The organism is Selenomonas sp. FC4001 (genome assembly GCF_000701565.1).
Lineage (GTDB): Bacteria > Bacillota > Negativicutes > Selenomonadales > Selenomonadaceae > Selenomonas_A > Selenomonas_A ruminantium_B.
In genome coordinates, this window is sequence record NZ_JNJF01000006.1 from 133,737 (window position 1) to 158,971 (window position 25,235).

General features: G+C 50.1%; 23 protein-coding genes and 4 tRNA genes. 24 read left to right on the forward strand and 3 right to left on the reverse strand.

The features are described 5' to 3' along the window. Positions 1-761 precede the first annotated feature (761 nt). The 8 genes from T320_RS03405 to T320_RS03440 all read left to right on the forward strand — a co-directional run bounded on the left by T320_RS03405 (position 762) and on the right by T320_RS03440 (position 9,241). Positions 762-2,468: a methyl-accepting chemotaxis protein gene (locus T320_RS03405; RefSeq protein WP_072023984.1), complete on the forward strand. Its 1,707-nt coding sequence runs from the start codon at positions 762-764 to the stop codon at positions 2,466-2,468. Between the two features lie 330 nt (positions 2,469-2,798). After that, positions 2,799-4,505: a methyl-accepting chemotaxis protein gene (locus tag T320_RS03410; RefSeq protein ID WP_072023985.1), complete on the forward strand. Its 1,707-nt coding sequence runs from the start codon at positions 2,799-2,801 to the stop codon at positions 4,503-4,505. Between the two features lie 119 nt (positions 4,506-4,624). After that, complete coding sequence (locus T320_RS03415; RefSeq protein ID WP_051608579.1) at positions 4,625-5,995, forward strand: SGNH/GDSL hydrolase family protein; 1,371 nt, start codon at positions 4,625-4,627, stop codon at positions 5,993-5,995. Positions 5,996-6,135: 140 nt separating this feature from the next. After that, positions 6,136-7,182, forward strand: coding sequence for a hypothetical protein (locus T320_RS03420; RefSeq protein ID WP_037353066.1), 1,047 nt, complete (start codon positions 6,136-6,138; stop codon positions 7,180-7,182). Between the two features lie 91 nt (positions 7,183-7,273). Then, positions 7,274-8,314, forward strand: a complete 1,041-nt coding sequence (locus tag T320_RS03425) for an HD-GYP domain-containing protein (protein WP_051608580.1) — start codon at positions 7,274-7,276, stop codon at positions 8,312-8,314. A gap of 122 nt (positions 8,315-8,436) precedes the next feature. Then, a complete protein-coding gene (locus T320_RS03430) occupies positions 8,437-9,009 on the forward strand; it encodes a hypothetical protein (RefSeq protein WP_026760010.1) in 573 nt (190 codons plus the stop codon). A gap of 72 nt (positions 9,010-9,081) precedes the next feature. Then, positions 9,082-9,157, forward strand: a tRNA-Thr gene (locus tag T320_RS03435). Positions 9,158-9,165: 8 nt separating this feature from the next. Further along, positions 9,166-9,241, forward strand: a tRNA-Thr gene (locus T320_RS03440). A gap of 763 nt (positions 9,242-10,004) precedes the next feature. Here the strand turns inward: T320_RS03440 and T320_RS03450 are convergent. Both T320_RS03450 and T320_RS03455 read right to left on the reverse strand, forming a co-directional pair. Then, a tRNA-Ser gene (locus T320_RS03450) sits at positions 10,005-10,095 on the reverse strand. 4 nt (positions 10,096-10,099) lie between these two features. After that, positions 10,100-10,188, reverse strand: a tRNA-Ser gene (locus tag T320_RS03455). Between the two features lie 136 nt (positions 10,189-10,324). On the opposite strand from T320_RS03455, the gene murI reads away from it, so the two are divergent. From murI to T320_RS03535, 16 genes are all read left to right on the forward strand, one after another. After that, on the forward strand, positions 10,325-11,104 hold the full coding sequence (gene murI, locus T320_RS03460) for a glutamate racemase (RefSeq protein WP_037353068.1): 780 nt from the start codon (positions 10,325-10,327) through the stop codon (positions 11,102-11,104). A 76-nt stretch (positions 11,105-11,180) separates the two neighbouring features. Next, positions 11,181-11,624 carry an acyl-CoA thioesterase gene (locus T320_RS03465; protein ID WP_026760012.1) on the forward strand — a complete coding sequence of 148 codons (444 nt, stop codon included), beginning with the start codon at positions 11,181-11,183 and terminating at the stop codon, positions 11,622-11,624. Between the two features lie 26 nt (positions 11,625-11,650). Then, the gene (locus T320_RS03470; protein WP_026760013.1) at positions 11,651-12,202 is read left to right on the forward strand and encodes a hypothetical protein; all 552 of its coding nucleotides are present in this window, start codon (positions 11,651-11,653) and stop codon (positions 12,200-12,202) included. A 12-nt stretch (positions 12,203-12,214) separates the two neighbouring features. Then, positions 12,215-12,874, forward strand: coding sequence for a coenzyme F420-0:L-glutamate ligase (locus T320_RS03475; RefSeq protein WP_026760014.1), 660 nt, complete (start codon positions 12,215-12,217; stop codon positions 12,872-12,874). Positions 12,875-12,928: 54 nt separating this feature from the next. After that, positions 12,929-13,675, forward strand: coding sequence for a ribonuclease PH (gene rph / locus T320_RS03480; RefSeq protein WP_026760015.1), 747 nt, complete (start codon positions 12,929-12,931; stop codon positions 13,673-13,675). A 17-nt stretch (positions 13,676-13,692) separates the two neighbouring features. Continuing rightward, on the forward strand, positions 13,693-14,292 hold the full coding sequence (locus T320_RS03485) for an XTP/dITP diphosphatase (protein ID WP_026760016.1): 600 nt from the start codon (positions 13,693-13,695) through the stop codon (positions 14,290-14,292). Beyond that, positions 14,289-14,774, forward strand: coding sequence for a metallophosphoesterase (locus T320_RS03490; protein WP_037353069.1), 486 nt, complete (start codon positions 14,289-14,291; stop codon positions 14,772-14,774). Before T320_RS03485 ends, T320_RS03490 begins: the two co-directional genes overlap by 4 nt. Before the next feature lie 273 nt (positions 14,775-15,047). After that, positions 15,048-15,890, forward strand: coding sequence for a fumarate hydratase (locus tag T320_RS03495; protein WP_014423663.1), 843 nt, complete (start codon positions 15,048-15,050; stop codon positions 15,888-15,890). A 22-nt stretch (positions 15,891-15,912) separates the two neighbouring features. Beyond that, entirely contained in the window at positions 15,913-16,479 is a 567-nt protein-coding gene (locus T320_RS03500) for a Fe-S-containing hydro-lyase (RefSeq protein WP_014423664.1), read from the forward strand. Positions 16,480-16,554: 75 nt separating this feature from the next. Then, complete coding sequence (locus T320_RS03505) at positions 16,555-17,181, forward strand: succinate dehydrogenase/fumarate reductase transmembrane subunit (protein ID WP_026760018.1); 627 nt, start codon at positions 16,555-16,557, stop codon at positions 17,179-17,181. Positions 17,182-17,217: 36 nt separating this feature from the next. After that, positions 17,218-19,125 (forward strand): succinate dehydrogenase flavoprotein subunit, encoded by a 1,908-nt coding sequence (gene sdhA / locus T320_RS03510; RefSeq protein WP_026760019.1) that lies wholly within the window; start codon positions 17,218-17,220, stop codon positions 19,123-19,125. Between the two features lie 17 nt (positions 19,126-19,142). Continuing rightward, positions 19,143-19,895, forward strand: a complete 753-nt coding sequence (sdhB, locus tag T320_RS03515; RefSeq protein ID WP_037353070.1) for a succinate dehydrogenase iron-sulfur subunit — start codon at positions 19,143-19,145, stop codon at positions 19,893-19,895. 167 nt (positions 19,896-20,062) lie between these two features. Beyond that, a complete protein-coding gene (locus T320_RS03520) occupies positions 20,063-21,766 on the forward strand; it encodes a bifunctional diguanylate cyclase/phosphodiesterase (RefSeq protein ID WP_037353071.1) in 1,704 nt (567 codons plus the stop codon). Beyond that, complete coding sequence (queF, locus tag T320_RS03525) at positions 21,766-22,257, forward strand: preQ(1) synthase (RefSeq protein WP_037353072.1); 492 nt, start codon at positions 21,766-21,768, stop codon at positions 22,255-22,257. Before T320_RS03520 ends, queF begins: the two co-directional genes overlap by 1 nt. Before the next feature lie 25 nt (positions 22,258-22,282). Beyond that, complete coding sequence (locus T320_RS03530; RefSeq protein ID WP_037353073.1) at positions 22,283-23,110, forward strand: pyridoxamine kinase; 828 nt, start codon at positions 22,283-22,285, stop codon at positions 23,108-23,110. Position 23,111: 1 nt separating this feature from the next. Next, the gene (locus T320_RS03535; protein ID WP_037353074.1) at positions 23,112-23,771 is read left to right on the forward strand and encodes a TatD family nuclease-associated radical SAM protein; all 660 of its coding nucleotides are present in this window, start codon (positions 23,112-23,114) and stop codon (positions 23,769-23,771) included. A gap of 65 nt (positions 23,772-23,836) precedes the next feature. Here T320_RS03535 and T320_RS03540 read toward each other — a convergent pair whose 3' ends face one another. After that, the gene (locus T320_RS03540) at positions 23,837-24,559 is read right to left on the reverse strand and encodes a Bax inhibitor-1/YccA family protein (protein WP_037353075.1); all 723 of its coding nucleotides are present in this window, start codon (positions 24,557-24,559) and stop codon (positions 23,837-23,839) included. Positions 24,560-25,235: the final 676 nt, after the last annotated feature.

Sequence of the window (25,235 nt, forward strand, 5' to 3'; positions counted from 1 at the left end):
CTTTTTGAACTCCGCCCTAAATGACTCCCTCGTGAATGCCGTTGACTTAGGAGGGAGGCGCCGGTCACCACGGCGCGGCTTTCAACGATTTGTTTAGCTTTTTTCGCTTAGGCGCCAGCCTACGGCAACGGACTGCGGTCAAAAAGCAAGCACCCGCGCCAAGGCAAGAGATTAGCTCTAACGAGTGCAGTTAGAAAAGCTGCTTGCGGACGGGAACGTGTTTTGTGGAACGCAGCGACTGCCGTCAGGCTGGTTGGTGAGGAATATAAACAATACATAACGATGTTAATGCGCCGTGGTAACCGGCGCGGGTGGCAACGAGGTAGGCATTTATCCTGCCAGACATTTAGCGAAGTCCACAAAACACGTCCCCGTCCGCAGTACGTACTGGCTGTTGGTGGATTTCTCAGATTGACATGTCAAATTTTGACATGTCAATTTTTTTTATGGATGATTTCGGCCTACATACTCGTATGATGAATACGAAAAATATACATAACTAAATTAGTAAGGTTTACATAATATATGCAATAAAAATAGTGCAATAGTGATAAAACATCTATTAACAGTAGAATAATAGATAAATTTGTCCTAATTAATACGAAAATAATCATCAATTTGTCGATTGTGAATAAACTTTTCTAGTGCAAAAGGCTCCAAATTCATGTTATGATTCCAAAGTGATTTTCACAGAATCACAAAGATGTAAACAGAACCGAGCGGCCGAGGGATACGGCCAACGTAGAAAGGCGTGTGAGGAAATGAGATTAAAAGACATTCGTATTGGAGTTAAAATCTTGGTGTTGGTGGTAATAGGTATTATCGGCATGGCGATTCTGAGTTTTTCAGGCTATAGTGCCATGAGTAAGGCCGGGGATGACCTGGATAATATGTACCACCGCAAATTGAAGGCAACCCGCCTGTTGGGAAATGAAATCAACTATACCCGCAAAGTTCAGCTGGGGGTTACCAAGCATATCATTGATCCTAAGGATGAGCAGATTGTTGCCTATGTGAAAGAATCTTTGGAAAGCTATGAAAAGACCTGGCCACAGTACCGGGAACTGGCTATGCGGGCGGATAATGTTGCCCCGCATATTCCCGAAGTGGAGAAACAATGGGCTGAATATCGTCAAGGAATTATGGAAGTAAAGCGGCTTACGGATGCAGGTAAAAAACAGGAAGCTTGGGAACATTACAAAAAGATGGAAAATGGCATTACCAAGGATTTGGTGGCCAGTCTGCATAATCTGGAGAAACTGGCCAATGACAATGCGGATGCGATGAATGAGGAAGTCACAGCGACCAATGCACATGAGATGTTCATGATGATTGTGACGACGGTATTGTGTTTCCTTGCTTTGATGGCGGTGGCCTTCTTCATCATCCGCGACATTATGACCACTTTGGACAAGATGGTGGCAGAGTGTAATGAGATGAAGACAGGGGACTTCCGTCTTAATGATCATTACGAACCGCGTGGAGACGAGTTGGGACAGATGGAAGCTGCTATGCAGGAAATGCGCAAGGAACTCAACGATTTGATGCGCAAGGTCAGCGAATCTGCCGAACAGATGGCGGCTTCGTCTGAAGAACTTTCTGCCAGTGCCGGGCAGGCTGCTCAGGCTGCAACGCAGGTGGCGCAGTCGTCTACGGATGTGGTGGAGTCGGTGGAACACCAGCAGAAAGCTGTTATGAAAAGCAATGTATCCATACAGAATGCGGAAAGCTCCGTGGAGGAAATTCGTCAGAAATCCGCCAAGGTGGAGGAAAATTCTGCATCTGTTGCTCAGCGGGCAGATGCGGGCAATCAATCCATTGATGCGTCTGTGCGTCAGATTAAGGATGTGGAGGTAACTGTAACCTCCTCCGCCATGATGGTGGAGCGTTTGGGCGAACGTTCCAAGGAAATTGGGGAAATCGTGGACACCATGACAGGAATTGCCGAACAGACCAATTTGTTGGCGCTGAATGCTTCTATCGAAGCGGCCCGCGCCGGTGATCATGGTCGTGGCTTCAAAGTGGTGGCAGAAGAAGTGGGCAAGCTGGCGCATGAATCCAAAGAATCTGCAGAAAAGATTGCGAGCCTCATCAAAGAAATTCAGAGTGATACAGAAGATGCGGTTATCGCCATGCGTTCTGGCAAGTCTGCTGTTATTGAAGGCGCACAAAGTGTTGGGGGACTGCGCACCATGTTTGAGGAAATCAATCAGTTAGTAGTGGGAGTGTCCGAGGAAATCAGCCAAGTTACGGAAGCTATTCATTCGGTTGCTGATGCCACCAACGAAATAGTTGGTGAGATGAATGATATCAACACCTACAGCGGCAAAGTGGCCAGTGAAATGCAGTCGGTATCTGCCGCCACGGAAGAACAGTCTGCTTCGGCAGAGGAAATCGCTGCAGCCAGTGAAGCACTGGCAACGTTGGCGCAGAGTCAGCAGGAAGCGTTGTCTCACTTCCGTTTTTAGGAAATATGCTGATAATGATTTTAGTTTCAACCATAAGAAAAAAATATAGATGATATTTATTAAAGGAAAATGTCGCCTATAGGTAGTAAAAATATAAATATATCCTAAGAATGACCGCTAATCACAAATAGATTAGCGGTCATTCTTTAATTTGTATAAAAATAATAATCAATTCGTTAATTGTGAATAAACTTTCCTAGTGCGAAAGTCCTAAACATGTGATAAAGTTAGCACATATTTTTGGCAAAAATATAGCGAGAATGGAAAAAAGACGTAAGTAAAATCGAGAGGCCGCAGGGATACGGCCGACGTAGAAAGGCATGTGTGGAAATGAGACTAAAGGACGTTCGTATTGGAGCCAAGATATTGGTGCTGGTTGTTATCGGCATCATGGGCATGGCAATTTTGAGTTTTTCTGGTTATCGGGCTATGAGTCAGGCAAGTGACGATATTGACAACATGTATTCCCGTAAACTGAAAGCAACCCGTATGTTGGGCGATGAAATCAATTACATGCGTATGATTCAGGTGCGCATTGTAAAGCATATTCTCGACCCGAAGGATGCACAGATTAATGCTTCCATCGACGAAGCGATGAAAAGCTATGAAACGAAATGGCCGGAATATAAGGCTTTGGGCATGAGAGCAGATAAAGCAGCTGCCGAAATTCCCAATACGGAAAAGAAGTGGGCGGAATATAAAAATGGGATTCAGGAAGCCCGCAAGCTGGCAGATGCCGGCAAGACCCAGGAAGCTTGGGTGTATTACAAAGGCGTGGAAGCCAGTGTAACACAGGAACTATTAAAGAGTCTTGTAGCTTTGCAGAAGGTAGCAGATGACAATGCGGATGCACTCAATGAGGAAATCGTTGAACGCAATGCCAGCACTATGACTGCGATGATTATTACGACTCTGTTGTGCTTTGTGGTGCTGATGGGCATTGCCTTCTTCATCGTTCGCGATATCATGACCAATCTGGACAGAATGGTTATGGAATGCAACCGCATGAAGGATGGGGACTTCCGTCTCAATGGCAATTATGAACCCCGTGGGGACGAACTGGGTCAGATGGATGCCGCTATGCAGGATATGCGTAAGACCCTGAACAAGCTGATGCGTCATGTCAGCGAATCTGCTGAACAGCTGGCAGCTTCCTCCGAGGAACTTACGGCCAGCGCTGGTCAGGCTGCTCAGGCTGCTACGCAGGTAGCGCAGTCTGCCACGGAGGTTGTGGAATCTGTTGAGCATCAGCAGAAATCTGTCATGGACAGCAATGAAGCCGTTCAGAGTGCCGAGGCTTCTGTAGAAGAAATCCGTCAGAAGTCTGACCAGGTAGAGGCAAATTCCAACGCCGCTGCTACGCGCGCCGAAAAGGGCAATCAGGCCATCGATGATTCCGTCCGCCAGATTAAGGATGTTGAGGAAACCGTTACGGCTTCTGCCAAGATGGTTGACCGTCTGGGCGAGCGCTCCAAGGAAATCGGAGAAATCGTAGATACCATGACAGGTATTGCCGAGCAGACCAATCTGCTGGCTCTTAACGCTTCTATCGAAGCGGCCCGCGCTGGTGAACATGGACGTGGCTTTACGGTGGTAGCCGGTGAAGTCGGCAAGCTCGCGCAGGAATCCAAGGAATCTGCTGAAAAAATTGCCAAAATCATCAAGGAGATTCAGGGCGATACGGAAGAAGCTGTGCTCTCTATGCGTACCGGCCGTGAAGCAGTGGTGGAAGGCGCACAGAGCGTGGAATCCCTGCGTACCATGTTTGAGGAAATCAATCAGCTGGTAGTCGGTGTATCCGGCGAAATCAGCCATGTGACGGAGTCTATCAACGCCATGGCAGATGCCACCAATGACATCGCCAGCGAGATGAACGATATCAACAGCTACAGCGGCAAGGTGGCCAGCGAAATGCAGGCTGTATCCGCTGCCACGGAAGAACAGTCCGCCTCTGCTGAGGAAATTGCCGCAGCCAGTGAAGCACTGGCCAAACTGGCACAGGACCAGCAGGCTGCTCTGTCCAGCTTCCGCTTCTAATTTCATAATATAGGCAAGGATATTTGCCGGTTAAAAGGGTTGGCCAAATGTTGGCACAACCCTTTTTCCGTGATATGATAGTAATATCTAATTTTAGTTGCTTTCAGGAGGTTTGCCAGTTGTTGAAATCAGGAAAAGTCCGTCTGTTGACGGGAATGCTGGCCCTGGCTGCCGGCATGTTGCTGAATATGGGCGGTGCCAGCGCGGAAACCCAGACCGACAATGTGCGGATAAATTTTGGCCATACGGTGGTCAACACGGAGAAGACGGCCCCGCCAAGTGAGGGGCAGACAGCTATGCAGATAAAAAATGTGCAATTAGTATGGAAGGAAATCCCCAGTGCGGTGCGCTATCAGGTGGTTATCCTGAAATCGGCGGAAGATACCCGGGAAAATATTGCCCTTACCTATAATCAGGTGTATACCAACGGTCTCACGGTGGATTTATCATCCTTTGGTGCCGAGGCCGCAGGTTTTTACTGGAAGGTCTGCCCGCTGGACTACAACGGCAGGCCGGTGGGGAATATGCACTTTTCCAAGCCGAAACCCATCACGGCGGGCGGCAAGCTGAATGTGAATGCGCCTAAGCCGACTACTCAGTTTGAGCGCATGGACTATATGCCCCTTTATCCGGTATTTTCCTGGATTCCTTATGGCAAGGCCAAACAGCATGAAGTGCAAGTCTATCGGGTGACAGAGGCCGGAGAAAAACTTATCCGCACCCTGCAGGGGGGCGAATATGATGTTTACGAGGATGGCGGCTACACCTTGCCGGGGAAATATTACTGGCGGGTGCGCTCCTTAAACAGCGACGGCAGTCCGTTGAGCGGCTGGTCGGAAAAGAGTTATTTCACGGTAGAAGGGGAGAAGCCTCCTTTTGCGGCACTCGGGGACAGCATTACCCATGGTGGCGGCGCGATGTCGGTATCGCCGGGGTATCTGCTTTATGACTGGGAATCCTACAGTCAGGTTCCGGTGAAGAATCTGGGCTTTAGCGGCAATACCACCGAGGCCATGCTGGAACGCTTCGAGCGGGATGTACTGCCGGCTTCGCCCAGAGTTTTGGTCGTAATGGGTGGCGTCAATGACTATCGCCTGGGCACCTTTGGCTCACAGACTGTAGCCAATCTGCAGGCCATCAAGGAAAAATGCGATGCCTATGGCATTATCGTGGTATTTTTGACGCCCACGCCTATCAATCCGACTATGATGGTGAGCCGGGCACATATTGACCAGCCGCCTTATGACTGGAAAAAACATCAGCAGTATGTCAATGACTGGGTAATGCGCCAGCAGTATCATGTGGATGTGGCCACGGCTCTGACGGACAGCATGGGCAATCTGCGGTCAACCTATACCACCGACGGGCTGCACCCTGACTACTATGGCAAAAAATATATTGGAGAACAGGTGGGACGCTACTTGGCAATGAATTTTGGCTGGCTGACCAGTAAACTGACCAAAAAAGCTATTCCTACCTATAATAATTGACAACAAGGCGCTTGGGCGCCTTTTGTCGTATTTGGCATAATTTTTAATTGAATTTTAATGACTTTGTCAACAATTTTGCTTAAATTATGTAGTATAATATACGATATAAAAGTAGAAGCTTAATTCTGGGGAGGGTGGATATGATGAGAAGGATGTTGATGGGGGCCCTGCTTTGGGCTGTGTGCTGTCTGGTGGGGCTTCCGGCTATTGGTGCGGCTGCCCCGCAGATTATAACGGCCAGCGGCGTGTACATCATGGGGGAAAATGATTCGCCGAAAATTGCCAAGGATGCAGCCCGACAGGAGGCTATGCGCTCCGCTACGGAAAAAGCAGGGGTATATGTGGAAAGCTACTCCCGCAGTCAAAATATGGAGCTTAGTGCGGATGATGTGAAGATTATATCCGGTGCCGTGCTGAAGGTCATGCAGGAAAAGGCAGAACCGACACTTACGGCAGGTGTATGGAAATACACCGTCACCCTTACCTGTGAAGTGGATACGGATAAGATTGACTTGAAAAATCTGCTGGAAAACCGCAACAAGCTGGAAAAGTTGCAGCAGGAGCGGGATGCACTCAAAAAGCAGAATGAGGAACTCTTAGAGAAATACAAGCAAGCCAAGGGTCAGGAAAAGAAGAAAATCGGCACGGAACTGGAAAACCAGTATTCGCTGCAGGATGTCTTTGACCGCTGTGCCCGTTACATTCAGCAGGGCGAACAGCGCCGGGCTATCGCAGAACTTGATAAGGTCATCGCCGACAGCAAGGTGACGGACAGTCCGCTAGCCTATGCTTATTACCTGCGGGGCCGCGCTTACTATGAGCGCAATCTGGACAATCAGGCGCTGAATGATTTTTCCGCTGCAGAATCCACTCCTCACAATGATAAGATATATCCAGTCTGGCGGACTTACTACTATCAGGGACTTATCTATTCCGACCGGGAACAGTGGGAAATGGCTTATGGGAAATTGGCCCGGGCTTGGGATGCTTCGGGACATCAGGATCGTGATATCGAGGCAGCTATGCTGCGCGCCAAGCGCCATGCTTATCCGCCTGCCGCTGAGGAACCGCGGAAAAAGCAGACACCGCAGCGGAACAGCCGCGAGTTTGACTGGGAAAAGGTGGTTTCGGATGTGTTAATCAGCATTCTCAAGGACCAGGCGGCAAAACAGAGCATATATAGCTAAAATTTTCATGTCGGATGCTTGATTTTTTCTGCAAAATAGGGCAAAATGAATTGCAGAGTTTTTTTCTAGTCAAGCAAGGACGATCGAATACATGCAAATTTCCCAAATGATGCAGACTTCCGTGCTGGTGGTTGACGGTATTGACAGCGACCGCATGCGACTTCAGCAGATGCTTGAACCCCGTGTGCAGTTTGACGGGGTTAAGACCGGTGGCGAGGCTTTAACGTACATTAAAAGGAATAGCGTTGATTTGCTGCTGTTGTCGGTCAAGCTCCCCGATATGGATGGTTTTGAGCTTCTGCGTACGTTGCGTGCGGATTCTCGGTTTGAAGACTTGCCCGTCATTATGCTGAGCAGTGACCAGACACAGAAGGCAGAGGCTGCGGTGGTTATGGCAGGCGGTACTGATATTATCCGCAAGCCGTTTATCCCCATCATCGTAGTCAAAAAGGTGGAACAGGTACTGGAGATGGAGTACCTGCACCGCAAATTAAAAGAAGAGGTTCATCGGCAGACCAAGCTGGCAGAAGACCGGCTGGCGGCCAGTGAACGGCTCTTTGAAGAGACGGTTATGGCACTGGCAAAGACTATCGATGCCAAGGACGCCTATACCCGTGGTCATTCTCAGCGTGTGGCCCGCTATGCTCGTCATATTGCTCATAAATTGGGTTGGCTCGAGGAAGAGCAGCGCAAGATATACTTTATGGGGCTGCTCCATGATATTGGCAAAATCGGTGTGCCGGAAGCCATCATCAACAAGACCACACGTCTCACGGATTATGAATACGGTCAGATTAAACAGCATACGGTTATCGGCTCCGAGATTCTGGATTTGGTAGCCGAGTTCCCGGAGCTTTCCGTGGGCGCCCGCTCCCATCATGAGCGTTATGATGGCAAGGGGTATCCGGACGGCTTTGCCGGCAGTCAGATTCCGGTTTATGCCCGGGTGATTGCCGTGGCGGATGCTTATGATGCCATGACTTCCCGGCGCAGTTACCGCGATGTGCTGCCTCAGAATGTGGTGCGCAGTGAAATTGCCAAGGGCCGTGGTACCCAGTTTGACCCGCAGTTTGCGGATGTCATGCTGCAGATTATCGACAGCGATACGGACTATCAGCTGTGTGAGCATTGATTGCTGTATATAAAATCCTCGCAGGAACTTATACCTGTGGGGATTTTTATATTTTTAGAAGGAATCTGGGCGGAAGTGTGGAATAATAACTAAGAGTCAAATTTAGAAGGGGTGTTTCTTTTATGAATCGATTGGCAAAGTTTTTGGCATGTGCATTGTTGGCATCTTCCGTAGTAGCTGGTTCTGCAGCTTCTGCCAGTGCTATGAATATTACCGGTGTAAGCCAGGCAATGACCATTGCCAATAAAACGGTTACGGCCAGTGATGAGAATGGGCAAAAGATTAAGTTCGTGTCGGATGGCAAGGTTCTGCGCCTGATGAGTGCAGATGGCACGAAGGATTTCCTGTCCTTCAGCAGCTTCGATGGCATTTACAGCGGTGTGGACTACAGCGTAAGAGCCGTGGAAACTGCAGATCCGGCTATGCGTATTTTTGAAATCGCTGCTACCCGTGAGGGTAAGAACTGCGGCTACTGGCTCGTGGGCAATCATATTGGCGGTGCTTGGACCACTTATGTGTCCTGGAACAGCTTTGCCAATCTGGGATTCCGTACCGATAGATGGCATGAGTTGAAGGCGACCATTGAGAACCAGCAGCTCATTATTACGAGCTATACTGCCCGTGGAAATATGGACTGGCGGGCACAGGTTTTCTGGAATGCACAGGACGGCTGGTTCGGTCTGAAAAGATTTTGAAAAAAGATGTTGACATAAGTGGCCACTTTCGCTTATAATATAGTCTGTCAGTCACGGAAAGTGGCAGATGTTGCTGATTTAGCTCAGTTGGTAGAGCAGCTCATTCGTAATGAGCAGGTCGTAGGTTCGAATCCTATAATCAGCTCCATAAATATTGCTGATTTAGCTCAGTTGGTAGAGCAGCTCATTCGTAATGAGCAGGTCGTAGGTTCAAGTCCTATAATCAGCTCCATTGAGGATTACGGCTCCGCATTTGCGGAGCCTTTTTGTTGTGCAAATTGCAGTTTGTGTGGAGTTCAGTTCATGCTAAAGGTATCTGGTTCATACGTTGTCAGGGGCGAACGGGGAGTAATTTTTCTGTTTTCCGCTAAACGACCCCCTCGGAAAAAATAGCTGTCCATTTACTCGCGCCGGGCAGGCCAACGGCGCTGCTTTCAGCGTATTTGCTTAGCTGATTTCTACAGGGGCCGGCCTTCACTTCGTTCAGGCAGTCGCTCCCTACAGAAAAATCACTCCCCATTCGCCCCAAGATACGGTCTATGCTATTGACACGAACTCGTTGCTCCCGTTACAAGAACATCGATGTACTTGTAGCTTATCGCTGCGAAAATGACGGTTTGTACGGACATCACTTAGGGCGGAGGTGGTGATGCTTTTCGCTGTGGAACGACTGTCCGAACGCAGTGAGGACTGGCCCACAAACGGCACAGGCTAAACACTGGGTTGAACATACGCGCCGCCGGTCTTGCCCGGCGCAGGCAGCTAAAAAGCCCATAAATTTACTTGTGGGTCATTTAGTGCAACGGCGAAAAGTATTACCACCTCCACCCAAACTGAGTTGTAACCAAATATAAGCAAGCTCGCAATAACACCGATATACAGCAATTTATGTGTGTAGAAAATGGTGTTAAACAGAACGTGCATAGTATTTTGCAGGCAGCAAAAAGGAGCTGCGGCAAATGCTTTTGCATTTGTTGCAGCTCCGTATTTTCTAGTGGCGGAGTGGAGAGGATTCGAACCTCCGCACCGGTTACCCAGCCTAACGATTTAGCAAACCGTCCTCTTCAGCCTCTTGAGTACCACTCCATTATGGCGGAGAGGGTGGGATTCGAACCCACGCACCCTTTCGAGCCTACCGGTTTTCAAGACCGGACTCTTCAACCACTTGAGTACCTCTCCATTAGTCAACAGAATTATTATAGCAGGTGGTCCCTGAACTTGTCAAATGACGGTGATTGCGCTATACTATCATACGTTGCTACTTTGTTTCGTTACATATTAAAGATAGAATTTGCAAGTTCAGGAGTTGAGGGCGTTGAAAATTGCCTTTTTTGATTCCGGCATGGGAGGCCTTTCGGTACTGCATCATGCCATGAAAGTTCTGCCCCATGAGGAGTTTATATTCTACGCCGATGAGGATAATGTTCCTTACGGCACCAAGAGCACGGCAGATGTGCAGAGATTTGTGGGCGAGGCCTTTGACTTCTTATTGAAACAGGACGTGAAGGCCATTGTGGTGGCCTGCAATACGGCAACCTCGGTAGCGGTGGCGGAGATGCGCCGCCGTTATGATTTGCCCATTATCGGCATGGAGCCGGCGGCCAAGAAGGCGCTGGACATGGACGGCACGAAACGCGTGCTGGTGACGGCTACGCCCATTACCGTAAAGGGGCGCAAGATGGAACTTTTGATTGAAAAGGTGGATAAGGACCATCTGGTGGATAGACTGGCTTTGCCGGACCTTGTGACTTTTGCAGAACGCCAGGAGTTCAACTCGCCGGCGGTGACGGATTACCTGCGGGGAGAACTATCGCAATTTGACTTGGGCAAATACTCCTCGCTGGTATTGGGCTGCACGCACTTCAACTACTTCAAGGACACCTTGCGTGAACTTTTGCCGGACAATGTGCAGTTTGTGGATGGCAATGAGGGCACGGTGCGGGAACTTATCCGCCGCCTTAAGGAGCGCAATCAGCTGGAGCACAATCCCCAGACGGTCACGTACTTTTACTCCGGCCGTCAGGTCACGGATGTGGTGGAATTGGAACGGCTGGAAAACTGCCTTTCCCGGCTGGAGAAGATGTACCGGATTTAAGGCATTCATAACTTGACTTTACGGTGTTTTTGTTCTAGTCTATACATTGTGCGTAAAGTGTTAAGGAGGAATTCTTGTGCCAGTAAATATCGAACATCATGTAAACTTCTACGACACGGACGCCATGGCGGTGGTTCATCACGCCAACTACATCCGTTGGTTTGAAATCGGCCGCGTGGCCTACCTGCGCGAGATTGGCATTACGTTGACGGAAATGATGGATGACGGCTATGTGTTCCCCATTACGGACATCAGCGCCAAATACGTTTCTCCGGGTAAGTTTGATGATAACCTCATCATTGAAACCACGGCCACGGCTCTTACCAAGGTCAAGATGTGTTTCAAATACCGCATCTTGCGGAAGGAGACCGGGGAAGTGCTGGTGACGGGCAAGTCCCAGAACGTCTACACCAGCAAGGAGACGGGGCATATCACCCGTCTGCCGGAAAAGTATCTTACGCGTCTGCAGGCTGCTATGGAAAAAGAAAAAGCGGTGGCAGAGGCGCAAAATAAAGAATAAGCAGGGAATTCTAGGGAGGAATTATCGTGAGTTTTTTGACCATAGTGTTACTCGTCATCCTGATTGTTATCTGTGTGACGAAACTCGTTTTGGCCTATCTGGGCTGGGAGGACATCCGCGTGGATACGAGCAGCCCGGTAGAACTTTTGAGCAAGGACGAAAACAGCCTTGTTCTGTCCAAGAAGCTGCACTTCTATAATGAAGGCAAGCAGTGCGCAACCATCATGGATGCCATCTGCCGCAGCCAGCTGCCCTACGAGCAGTATGACGGCATTGAAGTGCGTGCCAAGGCGGAGCGTGAGGGCGAAGTTCGTGAGGACGATTACTTCGAAGCTGTTATCATCCAGAAGAAGGGCGACAAGGCCGGCGAAGACAGCCTGAACGTCTTTGCCAAAATCAAGCTGACCCCGCGCAAGGGTATGAGCCTTGATGAAGCACTGTCCCATATGGTTGACCTGCCTGTGGACTTCATCTGGCAGGAAACGGGCCGTGCTGTTCAGCATTACAACAAGCTGCGCATCGAAATCACGGCGGAAGAAATTGCAAAACTGGCTGGCGTACAGCTGGTGAAGGACTAAGGAGGCACTGAAATGGCTGACGAAATGAAACTTATCCCGGTGCCTACGCGCATCCTGACGGAAAAAGATGATATTGTGGATGCCATCGAGCATTACACGAAAGATAAAATCGGGGAAAACGATTTGCTCTGCTGCGCTGAATCTGTAGTAGCCATCACCCAGGGCCGCTTCGTGCGTCCTGAGGACCTCAAAATCTCCGGTCTGGCAAAATTCTGCTGCCGCTTTATTCCGGACTACGGCTCTCTTGCTTCGCCGCATGGCATGCAGTCCCTGATGGACGTAGAAGGCAAATGGCGGGTAGCCTTTGCTCTGTTCGCCGGCTTCGTGGCCAAAATCTTTGGCAAGAGCGGGATGTTCTACGTTTGGGGCGGCAAGGAAACGGCCATGATTGACGATGTTACGGGCACCATGCCTCCGTTTGATAAGTGCATTGTCTACGGGCCGGGCGAACCGTATGAAGTTGTAAAGCGCATCAAGGAACGCCTGGGCTGCTTCGGTGCTATGATTGCTGACGTTAATGACCTTAAGCGCAGCCGCGTGGTGGGCATTACCGAAGGTACGGACGGCGAGATTGCCCGCAATCTGCTCATTGATAATCCGTTCGGCAACGCTTCCCAGAAGACGCCAATCTGCATTATCAAGAATTACAAGCAGTATCAGGAAAGCAAATAAAGTGATTGTAAGGAGAGCTGTGTTAGTTCACGGCTCTTTTTTAGGAGTGATGATATGGAGCGTTTTAGGCACCGTGCCGCAGACGAACTGCGCCCCTGTAAAATTCACCGCAAATTTCAAAAGTATCCTGCCGGTTCCGTGCTTATCGAGATGGGCAACACCAAGGTCATCTGTGCGGCAACCGTGGAGGAAAGAGTGCCCTTCTTTCTGAAAGGCACTGGCGAAGGCTGGATTACGGCGGAGTATTCCCTGCTGCCCAGCGCCACAGGAACCCGCACGCAGAGGGAAGCGGTGAAGGGCAAACAGTCCGGCCGCACCCAGGAAATCGAGCGGCTTATCGGCCGTTCTCTGCGCTCTGTGGTGGATACCAAGGCTTTGGGCGAGCGCACCATCATGATTGACTGTGATGTGATTCAGGCCGATGGCGGCACGCGCACGGCTTCCATCACCGGTGCTTTTGTGGCTTTGGTGGAGGCCTGTGCGACCTTCTATCAGAAGGGGGGAATCTTTCCCGTCAAGGACTTTCTCGCAGCTATCAGTGTGGGCATAAGCGCTGATAATGAGCCTCTGCTGGACTTGTGCTATGAGGAAGATTCTACGGCTATGGTGGATATGAATGTCGTGATGACGGGGTTTGGCAAGTTCGTGGAGGTACAGGGGACTGGAGAAGGCCGTCCCTTTGACCATCAGGAACTTAATAGCCTGCTTTCTCTGGGGGAGAAAGGCTGCCGTGAGCTGATTTCCTACGAGAAGGATATATTGGGGAGCCAACTGGTCTGGCTGGTTGGCCGAGAAGGATAATTTTAGGGGAGTTTTACATGAAGAAGATTGTCATTGCCACGAAAAATGCAGGCAAAGTTCGGGAAATGAAGGATGCTTTTGCACATCTGCCTGTGGAAGTGGTGGCTTTGTCGGAATTTGGGCAGCTGCCCAATGCCATTGAAGACGGGGAAACCTTTGCAGAAAATGCGGCCATCAAGGCGAAGTTTTATATGGAAAAAACAGGCTGTGCCTGTCTCGCGGATGATTCCGGGCTGGAAGTAGCTGTATTGGGCGGCCGTCCTGGCGTGTATTCTTCCCGCTATGCCGGTTATAATGCCGAGGATTGGGCCAACAATCAGAAGATGCTGGAAGAACTCTGCATTGCCGATGTGGAAGAATCTCCGGCGAACTATCGCTGCAGCCTTTGCTTTGCGGATACGGATGGTACGCTTCTGACGGCAGATGGCCGCTGCGATGGCGTCGTAAGGAAAATTCCCCATGGCAAGAATGGTTTCGGTTATGACCCGTATTTCTATACGAATGAATATGCTGGCCGTACCATGGCAGAACTGACCATGGAGGAAAAGAACCGCATCAGCCATCGGGGACGGGCTCTGCGCAAGCTTACGCAGAAATTAGAGGAGCATCTGGCATGAAGATAGGCATTGTCAGCGACAGCCACGGCGGCTATCAGTATCTTGATACGATGCTGGCCTGTAAAGAAGCCAAGAATGTGAAACTGTGGCTCTTTGCCGGGGATATTGCCATGGACGCGGACTATCTGGCTATGGTGACGGATAAGGAAGTCATCCGTGTAGCAGGCAACAACGATTGGCCCGGGGGGCGTCTGCCTGACTATGAAACCGTCGATATTGCAGGTCATACCATCCTTTTGACACATGGCCATTTGTTCGGCGTGAATTTTGGCCTGAACAATTTGCAGCAGGCAGCCTTGGATGTCGGCGCAGATATTGCAGTCTACGGTCATACGCATGTGGCAGTAGAGGAGATGAAAGGTGATGTGCTGATATTAAATCCTGGCAGCATATCACGTCCGCGGGATGCAAGCAATGGTTCGTTCATGGTGATGGATTTGCAGCCCGATAAATCTCCTTGTGTAAAACTGATAAGAATATAAATTCTATTAATCGTATAATCATTATCAAATAGAAAAATTTTATATTTTTTTATAAAAAAGTCCTGCTTTTAGCAGGATTTTTTTTGCGAATATCTAATATTAATATTGATGTGATAATAGTCACGCTAAGAGGTAACAAAGAATACAAAAAGTGAACGCGATTCACTATTTATGCGGTTAGATGGCATTTTCAGAATGCTTGAAAACTAATAGAAAATGTGTTATTATGTGCCTGCTGATGTGTGATAAAGTGTATTTATGGGAGGGATTACTTTGCGAGAAATTGACGCAAAACAAATCACGGAAACCGTGGCACAGATGTGCAAAGAAGCGGCCTATTACCTTCCGGATGACGTGTATAACGCCATGAAGAAGGCAAGAGAAACGGAGACTTCTCCGGTCGGTCAGAATGTTCTCGACCAGATTATCCGCAATGCGGAAATCGCCAAGGCAGAAGACCGTCCTTACTGCCAGGATACGGGCATGACCATTGTATTCCTGGAAGTCGGTCAGGACCTGCACATTACGGGCGGCCTGTTGGAAGATGCCGTAAATGCCGGTATTTCCAAAGGCTACACCGAAGGTTATCTGCGTAAATCCGTGGTCGGCGAACCGCTCTTCAACCGTGTAAACACCAAGGACAACACGCCGGGTGTTATCTACACGAAGATTGTAGCCGGTGACAAGCTCAAAATCACCGTAGCTCCGAAGGGCTTTGGTTCCGAGAATAAGTCCGGCGTTAAGATGCTGGTGCCCGCTGATGGCGTGGAAGGCGTTAAGAAAGCCGTTATGGACATCATCCTCCATGCCAGCATGAATCCGTGCCCGCCGATGGTTGTCGGCGTTGGTATCGGTGGTACCATGGACAGAGCAGCCCTCCTTTCCAAACTGGCTCTGACGCGTTCTGTTGACGAACGCAACCCGATGCCGGAATATGCCAAACTGGAAGGTGAACTCCTCGAACTCATCAATCAGACGGGTATTGGCCCCCAGCTGGGCGGCAACACCTCGGCACTGGCTGTAAACGTAGAGTGGGGCCCCACGCATATTGCAGGCCTGCCGGTAGCTGTAACGATTTGCTGCCACGCTATGCGTCATAAACAGCGTGTACTTTGATGGAAGACGGGAGGAAATATAAATGGCTGAACAGATTCGGATTCAGACTCCGTTTACGGAAGAAATGAGCCGCAAGCTTAAAGCAGGCGATGCGGTACTGATCTCGGGCGAAATCATCGCTGCCCGTGACGCTGCTCACAAGGCAATGACGGAAGCGCTTGCCCGTGGCGAAAAACTGCCGGTTGACTGGCAGAATCAGATGGTTTATTATCTCGGCCCGACGCCGGCAAAACCGGGTGACCCCATCGGTTCCTGTGGCCCGACGACCTCTGGCCGTATGGACGCTTACACCCCGACCATGCTCGAACAGGGCATTAAGGGCATGATTGGCAAAGGCTCCCGCTCCAAGGAAGTCGTTGAGTCCATGAAGAAAAACGGCGTGACTTACTTTGCTGCCGTGGGTGGTGCTGCTGCCCTGATTGCTAAGTCCGTCAAGAAGTATGAAGTTCTCGCTTATCCTGAGCTCGGCCCTGAAGCTGTGGCCCGCCTCACCGTTGAGGACTTCCCCGCTATCGTCGTAATCGACTGTGAAGGCAACAACCTTTACGAGACGAATCAGGCTAAGTATCGTACGCTGAAAGGCTACTGATAAAGGTAAAAGAGTGGAACAAGGCGGGCACGAGATTTTGCCCGCTATTCCAGGAATTATTTTAGGAGGTATAGAATGTTTCACACAACTTTTTACGTGCGTCGTCTGCATTCACTAGTGGGCCTCTTGGCGCTGGGCATGGTGCTCTTTGAGCATATCTTCACCAACTCCATGGCTCTGGGCGGCGCTCCTGCACTTAACGGAGCCCTGGCAATGATGGAGCTCATTCCGCATCCGATTTTCCTCGGACTGGAAATTGGTGCAATCGCAGCACCGCTGCTCTTCCATGCCATCTATGGCATCTACATCTGCCTGCAGGCTAAGAACAATCCGGAACGCTATGGCTATGTCCGCAACTGGCAGTTCGCTCTCCAGCGCTGGACGGCTTGGTTCCTGGTAGTGTTCCTCGTATGGCACATCTTCTACCTGCGTATCTTCACCAAAGGTATCGCTGGCGTGCCCATTTCCTATGAACTTCTGCAGAACTACTTCGTAGCAAATCCTGTTTATGCCGTTCTCTACATCCTCGGTATGTTTGCTGCCATCTTCCATTTCTGCAATGGTATCACCACCTTCTGCATGACCTGGGGTATTGCAAAAGGCCCCCGCGTCCAGAATGTGATTAGTGCACTGAGCATGGGCCTCTGCGCTGTGCTGTGCCTTGTGACCCTGGCATTTATGGGCAGCTACTTTGTGATGTAATTGCCTTTGTGTATGGCAAAGTAAAGGAGAATTTCAATGGCTAATAAACCTGAAAAAAAGATTATTGTCGTAGGCGGCGGCCTCTCCGGCCTCATGGCTACGCTGAAAATCTGCGAAGACGGCGGTAAGGTTGACCTCTTCTCTTATTGCCCGGTAAAACGCTCCCACTCTCTGTGCGCACAGGGCGGTATGAACGCCTGCATGGATACCAAGGGCGAGCATGACTCCATCTATGAGCACTTCGATGATACGGTATACGGCGGTGACTTCCTGGCTGACCAGCTGGCTGTTAAGGGCATGGTTGAAGCAGCTCCGAAGCTCGTGCACATGTTTGACCGCATGGGCGTGCCTTTCACCCGTACGCCGGAAGGTGTTCTTGACCTCCGTAACTTCGGTGGCCAGAAGAACAAACGTACCGTATTTGCCGGTTCTACGACGGGCCAGCAGCTCCTCTATGCTCTCGACGAGCAGGTTCGCCGTTGGGAAGTTAAGGGCGGCGTAAAGAAATATGAATTCTGGGAATTCATCAAGATCATCAAGAACAAAGACGGTGTTTGCCGTGGTATCGTTGCCCAGAACATGAACTCCAACGAAATCCAGGCTTTCCCCGCTGATGTGGTAATCCTTGCTACTGGTGGCCCTGGCCAGGTATATGGCCGCTGCACGGCTTCCACCATCTGCAATGGTTCCGCCGTATCTGCTGTTTACCAGCAGGGCGCAGAAATCGGTAACCCCGAATTCCTGCAGATTCATCCGACGGCTATTCCGGGCTCCGACAAGAACCGTCTGATGTCCGAAGCCTGCCGTGGTGAAGGCGGCCGCGTTTGGGTATATCGCAAGAACCCCCAGACGGGCGAAAAAGAACGCTGGTACTTCCTCGAAGATATGTATCCGGCATACGGCAACCTCGTACCGCGTGACGTTGCTTCCCGTGCAATCTACAAGGTCGTTGTGCACATGGGCCTCGGCATGACCAACCCGAACCGCGTATACCTCGACCTCTCCCATATCCCGGCTGATTACCTCGAACGCAAGCTCGGCGGTATCCTCGAAATGTACGATGATTTCGTAGGCCAGGATCCGCGTAAGGTGCCGATGGAAATCTTCCCGTCCATCCATTACTCCATGGGTGGTATCTGGGTAGACAGAGAACACCACACCAACATCCCGGGCCTCATGGCTTCCGGCGAATGCGACTACCAGTACCATGGTGCAAACCGTCTGGGTGCAAACTCCCTGCTGTCTGCTACCTACTCCGGCACGATTTCCGGTCCGGAAGCTCTGCGCCTCGCTCGCAGCGGCAAGCTCGGTGACGCTCTCACCGCTGAAGAACTCGAAGCAGCCCGTCAGGAATGCGTTGCTGAATTCGATAAGATTCGCAACATGAACGGTGCGGAAAATGCACATCAGATGCACCATGAACTCGGTGACATCATGTACAAGTATGTGTCCATCGAACGCGATAACAACGGCCTCAAACAGTGCATGAAAGAACTCCATGCCCTGCTCAAACGTTGGGATAACATCGGTGTTACGGACCATGGCAACTGGGCAAACCAGGAAGCTATGTTCGTCCGTCAGCTCCGCAACATGATCATCTATGCTATGGCCATCACTAAGTCCGCTCTGCAGCGTGATGAAAGCCGTGGCGCTCATGCCAAGATTGTGCTCAAATCCGACTACGATTCCTGGGATGCAGCTAAGAAGCAGGCCTTCGATGAAAAGAATGGTAAATACCATTTTGATGCTGAGACTGGCCGTGCCATGACTGACGATGGCAATGATGATTTGCTGTTCTTTGGCCGTGATGATGAGAAATTCATGCGTACCACGGTGGTATCTTTTGACGCTGCCAACAGTGAACCGGAAGTTTCCTATCGTGAATTTGAACACTCTCTCATTAAGCCGCGTCTGCGTAACTACGCTGTAGCTAAGAAAGAGTAAGAGGGAGGACAATAACAATGGCAGAACAGAAAAAAGTCAGATTCGTAATCGAGCGTCAGGATGGCCCGGATTCGGCCCCCTATACGCAAGAATTCGATGTAGATTACCGTCCGGGCCTCAACGTTGTTGCCGCCCTGATGGAAATTCAGAAGAACCCGGTCACCGTTGACGGCAAGAAAGTTGCTCCTGTTGTTTGGGAATGCAACTGCCTGGAAAAAGTTTGCGGTGCCTGCATGATGGTTATCAACGGCAAAGCTCGTCAGGCTTGCTGCTCCCTGATTGACAATCTGGAACAGCCCATCCGCCTGCAGCCGGCCCGTACGTTCCCGGTTATCCGCGACCTCTTAATCGACCGCTCTGTTATGTTTGAAAGCCTCAAACGCATTCAGGGCTGGGTTGAAGTTGACGGTTCCTGGGAAGTTAAGGATGCTCCGATTCAGAACCCGTACACCGCACAGACGGCTTACGAGATTTCTCACTGCATGACCTGCGGCTGCTGCATGGAAGCATGCCCGAACGTTGGTCCGCAGTCCGACTTCATCGGCCCGTCCCCGACGGTTCAGGCATATCTCTTCAACCTGCATCCGCTGGGAAAATTCGACGCTCCGAAGCGCCTGAATGCCCTGATGGAAAAAGGCGGCATCACCAGCTGCGGCAACAGCCAGAACTGCGTACAGGCCTGCCCGAAGAACATCAAGCTCACGACTTATCTCGCACAGCTTAACCGCGATGTGAATAAGCAGGCTCTGAAGAATATCTTCAACCACTAATTGCATAAGCAATAGCAATAATGCCCCCGCCGTTGGCGGGGGCATTTGCTGATAATAGGCGGTATTTTTCTTGTTTTCACTTGCTTATAACCCCTGTTTAGGTATATCATATAGATAAGTGGGTATGTTGCCCCAATAATGATAATCGGCAATGTAGGATGATAATTATGAGAAAGAATAATCGTATTCCCCTAAGCCCTTGTTTGCGCCGTTTCCGCTTCTATTTTGATTTGCTGGGTAAGACGGCCAAAGACTATCTGTTTTTTACGGATTTACAGGAAAATTTGGTAATGGTGTCGCCGAATCTGGCCAATGAGTTTGACCTGCCCGGCGAAATCATGTATGACTTTGACCAGTATTGGATGCCACTAGTTCATCCCGAGGAGCGGGGGAGCTATCAGGCTTCAATCGCCAAGGTCATGGCTTCTAAGGTGCCTTGTGAACATAATATGGAGTACCGGGTTAAGACCCGCAAAGGCGAGTATGTCTGGATAAGCTGCCGTGGCCGGGTCGGACTTGACCGTGACGGTAATCCCTATATGTTTGTGGGAACCATGTCCCGCATGGCTCAGCGTAATCAGGCGGATGAGGTGACGGGCCTCCTGAACAAGTATCAGTTTGAGCATGCGGTCAAGATGGCGCTGGCGCAGTACCGGGCAACTGGTGAAGGCGGGGCCATTATGGTGATGGGCCTGGATAATTTCAAGATTGTCAACGAAACGTATAACCGTATGACCGGGGATTTGGTCTTGAAGCGGGTGTCGGATATCATTGGCAATGTTATCCCTTCAGAGCTCACGCTGTTCAAGCTGGACGGGGATGAGTTCGCCCTGATTTATCCCGGTGCTAAGGAGCAGGAAGTGGCGGAAATCTTTGCCAGCGTGCAGAGTGCCTTGTCACGCCCTCAGGACATTGAAGGTCACCAGTATTTTTGCACGGCTTCCTGTGGCACCGTATTCTATCCCGAGGCTGGGAAGGATTATCTGGTGCTGCATAAGCATGCAGAAGCGGCTATGGATATTGCCAAGCGGGAAGGCAAGAACCGCAATACGATTTTCAGCAAAGAGCAGTACAACCGCTGGGTGCGCTCGATTTCCATGCGGGATAGTATTTGGGAGAGCGTGGAAAACGGCTGCGTAGGGTTCAGTCTGTTCTTCCAGCCTCAGGTCAGCGCCGGTGACCAGAAGCTTATCGGTGCGGAAGCCCTGCTGCGCTGGAAAAATCCCAAGGGCCGCATGGTGGCACCGATGGAATTCATTCCCATTTTGGAGGAAACCAAGCTCATCATACCCGTGGGCAAATGGGTGGCAGAGCAGGCTATCAAGACCTGTAAGAAGTGGCGGCGTTATGTGCCGAATTTCCGGGTCAGCGTCAATATGAGCTACGAGCAAATAAAGGATTTATCCTTTAAGAAATTCGTAGAGGAGTGTCTGGAGCGTTATGATATGCCGTCGGATTCCATTGTGCTGGAACTTACGGAGAGCAAGATTGTAGCGGACTGGACGTTTATCAACAAGCAGTTTGATTCCTTCCGTCAGATGGGGATTGCCGTGGCCATGGATGACTTTGGTACGGGCTATTCTTCGTTGGCCTCTTTGAAGAATCTTTCCTGCGATATCGTCAAGATTGACCGTGAATTCGTGAAGAAGATTCTGGAAAATGAGTTTGATCGCCGTCTGGTGCAGTATGTGGTAGACCTTTGCCATAGCATTGGCATTTACTGCTGCATTGAAGGGGTGGAAGAAGAAGCTGAATATGAGCTTTTGACCAAGGAATGCAAGGCAGATGCCATTCAGGGATATTTGTTCGGCCATCCGGAAAGTGTGGCCGACTTTGAAGAGAAATTTCTTAAGTTGGAGAAAGAAGCATAATGCGAAACAAGGAACAAGAAGATATCACATTATTGGGCAAGAAGAAAGTCAAGTATCACTATGACTATTGTCCGGAGATTTTGGAGACATTCCAGAACCGTCATCCGGAGAATGATTACTGGGTGAAGTTCAACTGCCCGGAATTTACGGCGCTGTGCCCCATTACGGGACAGCCGGATTACGCGACAATCTACATCAGTTATGTGCCCAATGAGAAGATGGTGGAGAGTAAATCCCTGAAACTGTATTTAGTGAGTTTCCGCAATCATGGGGATTTCCATGAGGATGTTGTCAATGTCATCATGAAGGACCTCGTGAAGCTGATGGAGCCCAAGTATATCGAAGTTTGGGGCAAATTCCTGCCGCGTGGGGGCATTTCCATTGATCCCTATGCCAACTATGGACAGCCCGGTACCAAGTTCGAGGAACTGGCCTGGCGCCGTTTTGCGGAGCACGATATGGTGGCCATGGATAAGGTGGACAACCGCTAACCACTAGATTCTGGGAGGAGATTCCTTGCGAAGACGTCAAAAACGCATTGCCCTGATAAATGATATAACCGGTTTTGGCCGCTGTTCCGTGGCGGTGGAGCTGCCCCTGATTTCCGCGATGAAGATTCAGGCCTGCCCGCTGCCCACAGCCATCCTGTCGGTGCACACAGGCTTTGAGCACCACTATCTGGACGACTATACAGCGAGGATGAAGCCCTATATGGACAGCTGGGAGAAAAACCAGCTGTCCTTTGATGGTATTTGCACAGGCTTTTTGGGCTCGGTGAAGCAGATTGCCATTGTGGAGGAGTTTATCCGCCGCTTCAAGCAGCCCTATACCCGGGTGATGGTTGACCCTGTGATGGGGGATAACGGTAAGCTCTACAGCTCCTACAATATGGAGATGTGTGCGGAGATGCGCCGCCTGCTGGCCTATGCGGATTTGGTGACGCCGAACCTCACGGAAGCCTGCATCCTGCTGGATATTCCCTATCCCAAGGATGGTCAGGTGACCAACGAGGAATTGGAGTATATGGCCAGTGAACTGGCTTCGCAGGGGCCGTCACAGGTGATTATCACAGGACTGCATGGTGAGGATTCCCTGCGGAACTTTATCTACGAGGCTGGCCGGGGCAAGGTGCTCACGGTGGAAAAAGTCGGGGGGGACCGCTCCGGCACCGGAGATGCCTTTGCTGCCATCGTGGCCGGCAGCCTTATCAACGGGGAATCCTTAGAGGAAGCCGCTGTCAAGGCTGCGGAGTTTATCAAGAAATGTCTGGGCTATGCGGTGAAACTGGATTTGCCCTGGAATTATGGTTTGCCATTTGAAGAATATCTTAGGGAGCTGAAGTAAATTGTTAGTCTATGCAACCCACAAGGGGGGCAGGTACTTGCCTCTGGAGGAAAGCCTGAAAGAGCAGCCGGAAGGCAAGCGGAATCTCTATGTCAACATTACCAATGAATGCAACTGCGCCTGCACCTTCTGCCTGCGCAATATGAAAAAGATGGCGGAAGAATCCAGCCTGTGGCTGAAAAAGCGGCCCACAGTCGATGAGCTAAAAGCAGCCTTGGATGATGTCCCCTGGGAATATATCCGGGAAGTGGTGTTCTGTGGATTCGGTGAGCCTACTATGCAGCTGGCAACACTTACGGAACTTCTGCATTATGTGAAGGAACAGCATCCGGAACTGCCGACCCGTCTCAATACCAATGGGCTCGGGGAACTGGAATATGGCAGGGAAATCGCTGCAGATTTTCAGGGTGTTCTCGATACCATTTCCATCAGTCTCAATGCTTCCAATGCGGAGCGCTATTACGAGCTGACCAGAGCCAAGTATGGCTTGCAGTCCTACGAGGCCATGCTGGACTTTGCAGAGCACTGCAAGAAGTATGTGCCGAACGTGGTGCTGACCATAGTGGACAAAGTGGAAGGCCCGGAAGAAATCGCCAAATGCCAGGCCATCTGTGATGCGCGGGGGCTGACCCTGCGGGTGCGTCCTTACGAAGACAGCTGATTTAAGACAAAAATAAAAGCTTGTGGACAGATTTTTATCATCCACAAGCTTTTTTATTGCGTGATTTAGTCATCACCCATATTGCTGATGGTCAGCAGGAGGTCAATGCAGCGCACATAGAGCCAGACCAGCGTAATCAGCAGGGAGAACGCACAGTACCATTCGTAGTCCTTGGGCAGGCCCTGGGCTACTGCTTCCTGAATCTGATGGTAATCAATGAACAGGCAGGCGGTGGCAATGGCGATAATCAAAAGGCTGATGCCAACGCCAATCAGGCCGCCTTCCATGAAGCCAAAGTCCACAGCGAAGAAGTGGGCCAGGACAAAGCGCAGCAGATAGCTGAGCAGCAGGCCGATTAAAGCAATGGTAACGCCCTTGATGAACTTGCCATCTACTGTAATCCATCCTTGGCTGAATACCAAAGCAGCGGCGATGGCGATGGTGAAGGTAAGCATTACTGCCTGGATGATTACACCGGGCAAGAAGGCTTCTGCAACCATGGACAGCATAGCAATGGAAGCACCTTCAAAGATAGCGAACAGCGGGGAGATAAAGCCTGCCGTCCCCGGCTTGAAGCTCACGATAAAGGTCATAATCAGGCAGCCCACACAGGCGACTACCGTTGTAACCATGGTGGCATAGCCGCTGATCATGGTGGCAAAAGCCGAAGCTGCTACGAGCAGCACCATGAGGATTTCCTTCATGGCAATACCGGAATAGCTGGCTGCTTCGGTCATGAAAGCCCCACGGCTGAGGTCTTGTACTTTACCGAGCATAGGATTTTCCATAAGTAACATCTCCAATCTTATAAATAGATTATTACGCTTTTATTTTATCATATAATGCCGAAAGATAACAGGTAAAACAAGTGCAAATAAGGCAAGCCGGCACGCATCGCGTACCGGCTTTATTTATGGATATTCATAGATATTAACGTATCCTTCTCATATTCATTTGTCGGCAAAGATTTCCTCTCGAGCAGAAATCTTGCGCAGTGTTCCATAATATATGGATGTTCAGCTGAAACATTTTTGAATACACAGATTCACTTGTTGCGCGCGCGTCATCTCTCATTCGATAACAATAGGGTTACTACAGTTTCGATGCTCATAGATGAACGTAAAGACTTACCCGGGGTAGCAGTATGTGCTTCCTCAATCCTAGCGTTGTGCTCCCAACTTCCAACTGCTTTTGAGTACGTCTGGCGGCATAGCCATCATCACGTCTCTTTTTCGACTGTTGGATATTATTGTACTTCACCAATGCACTTGCTAGCTAGGTTTCAAAAGAGCTCCTGCCAAGTGATTTCTTCAATAAACACTCACATCCTTTCGTAAAACAAGTATGTAAGGTTTTGAAGAGAGCCTGTTTCGGCTAGATACCCACCTGCTAAAATTTCAAACGACAGAATTACTTTTCTAGTGGTTTGCGTATCCATCTCCTCTTTACGATTCCATAATAACA

Coding starts and splice junctions, on each gene's coding strand:
- T320_RS03405 (WP_072023984.1), top strand. CDS start 762: ATGAGATTAAAAGACATTCGTATTGGAGTTAAAATCTTGGTGTTGGTG.
- T320_RS03410 (WP_072023985.1), top strand. CDS start 2,799: ATGAGACTAAAGGACGTTCGTATTGGAGCCAAGATATTGGTGCTGGTT.
- T320_RS03420 (WP_037353066.1), top strand. CDS start 6,136: ATGATGAGAAGGATGTTGATGGGGGCCCTGCTTTGGGCTGTGTGCTGT.
- T320_RS03425 (WP_051608580.1), top strand. CDS start 7,274: ATGCAAATTTCCCAAATGATGCAGACTTCCGTGCTGGTGGTTGACGGT.
- T320_RS03430 (WP_026760010.1), top strand. CDS start 8,437: ATGAATCGATTGGCAAAGTTTTTGGCATGTGCATTGTTGGCATCTTCC.
- T320_RS03475 (WP_026760014.1), top strand. CDS start 12,215: ATGGCTGACGAAATGAAACTTATCCCGGTGCCTACGCGCATCCTGACG.
- rph (WP_026760015.1), top strand. CDS start 12,929: ATGGAGCGTTTTAGGCACCGTGCCGCAGACGAACTGCGCCCCTGTAAA.
- T320_RS03485 (WP_026760016.1), top strand. CDS start 13,693: ATGAAGAAGATTGTCATTGCCACGAAAAATGCAGGCAAAGTTCGGGAA.
- T320_RS03490 (WP_037353069.1), top strand. CDS start 14,289: ATGAAGATAGGCATTGTCAGCGACAGCCACGGCGGCTATCAGTATCTT.
- T320_RS03500 (WP_014423664.1), top strand. CDS start 15,913: ATGGCTGAACAGATTCGGATTCAGACTCCGTTTACGGAAGAAATGAGC.
- T320_RS03505 (WP_026760018.1), top strand. CDS start 16,555: ATGTTTCACACAACTTTTTACGTGCGTCGTCTGCATTCACTAGTGGGC.
- sdhA (WP_026760019.1), top strand. CDS start 17,218: ATGGCTAATAAACCTGAAAAAAAGATTATTGTCGTAGGCGGCGGCCTC.
- sdhB (WP_037353070.1), top strand. CDS start 19,143: ATGGCAGAACAGAAAAAAGTCAGATTCGTAATCGAGCGTCAGGATGGC.
- T320_RS03520 (WP_037353071.1), top strand. CDS start 20,063: ATGAGAAAGAATAATCGTATTCCCCTAAGCCCTTGTTTGCGCCGTTTC.
- queF (WP_037353072.1), top strand. CDS start 21,766: ATGCGAAACAAGGAACAAGAAGATATCACATTATTGGGCAAGAAGAAA.
- T320_RS03540 (WP_037353075.1), bottom strand. CDS start 24,559: ATGGAAAATCCTATGCTCGGTAAAGTACAAGACCTCAGCCGTGGGGCT.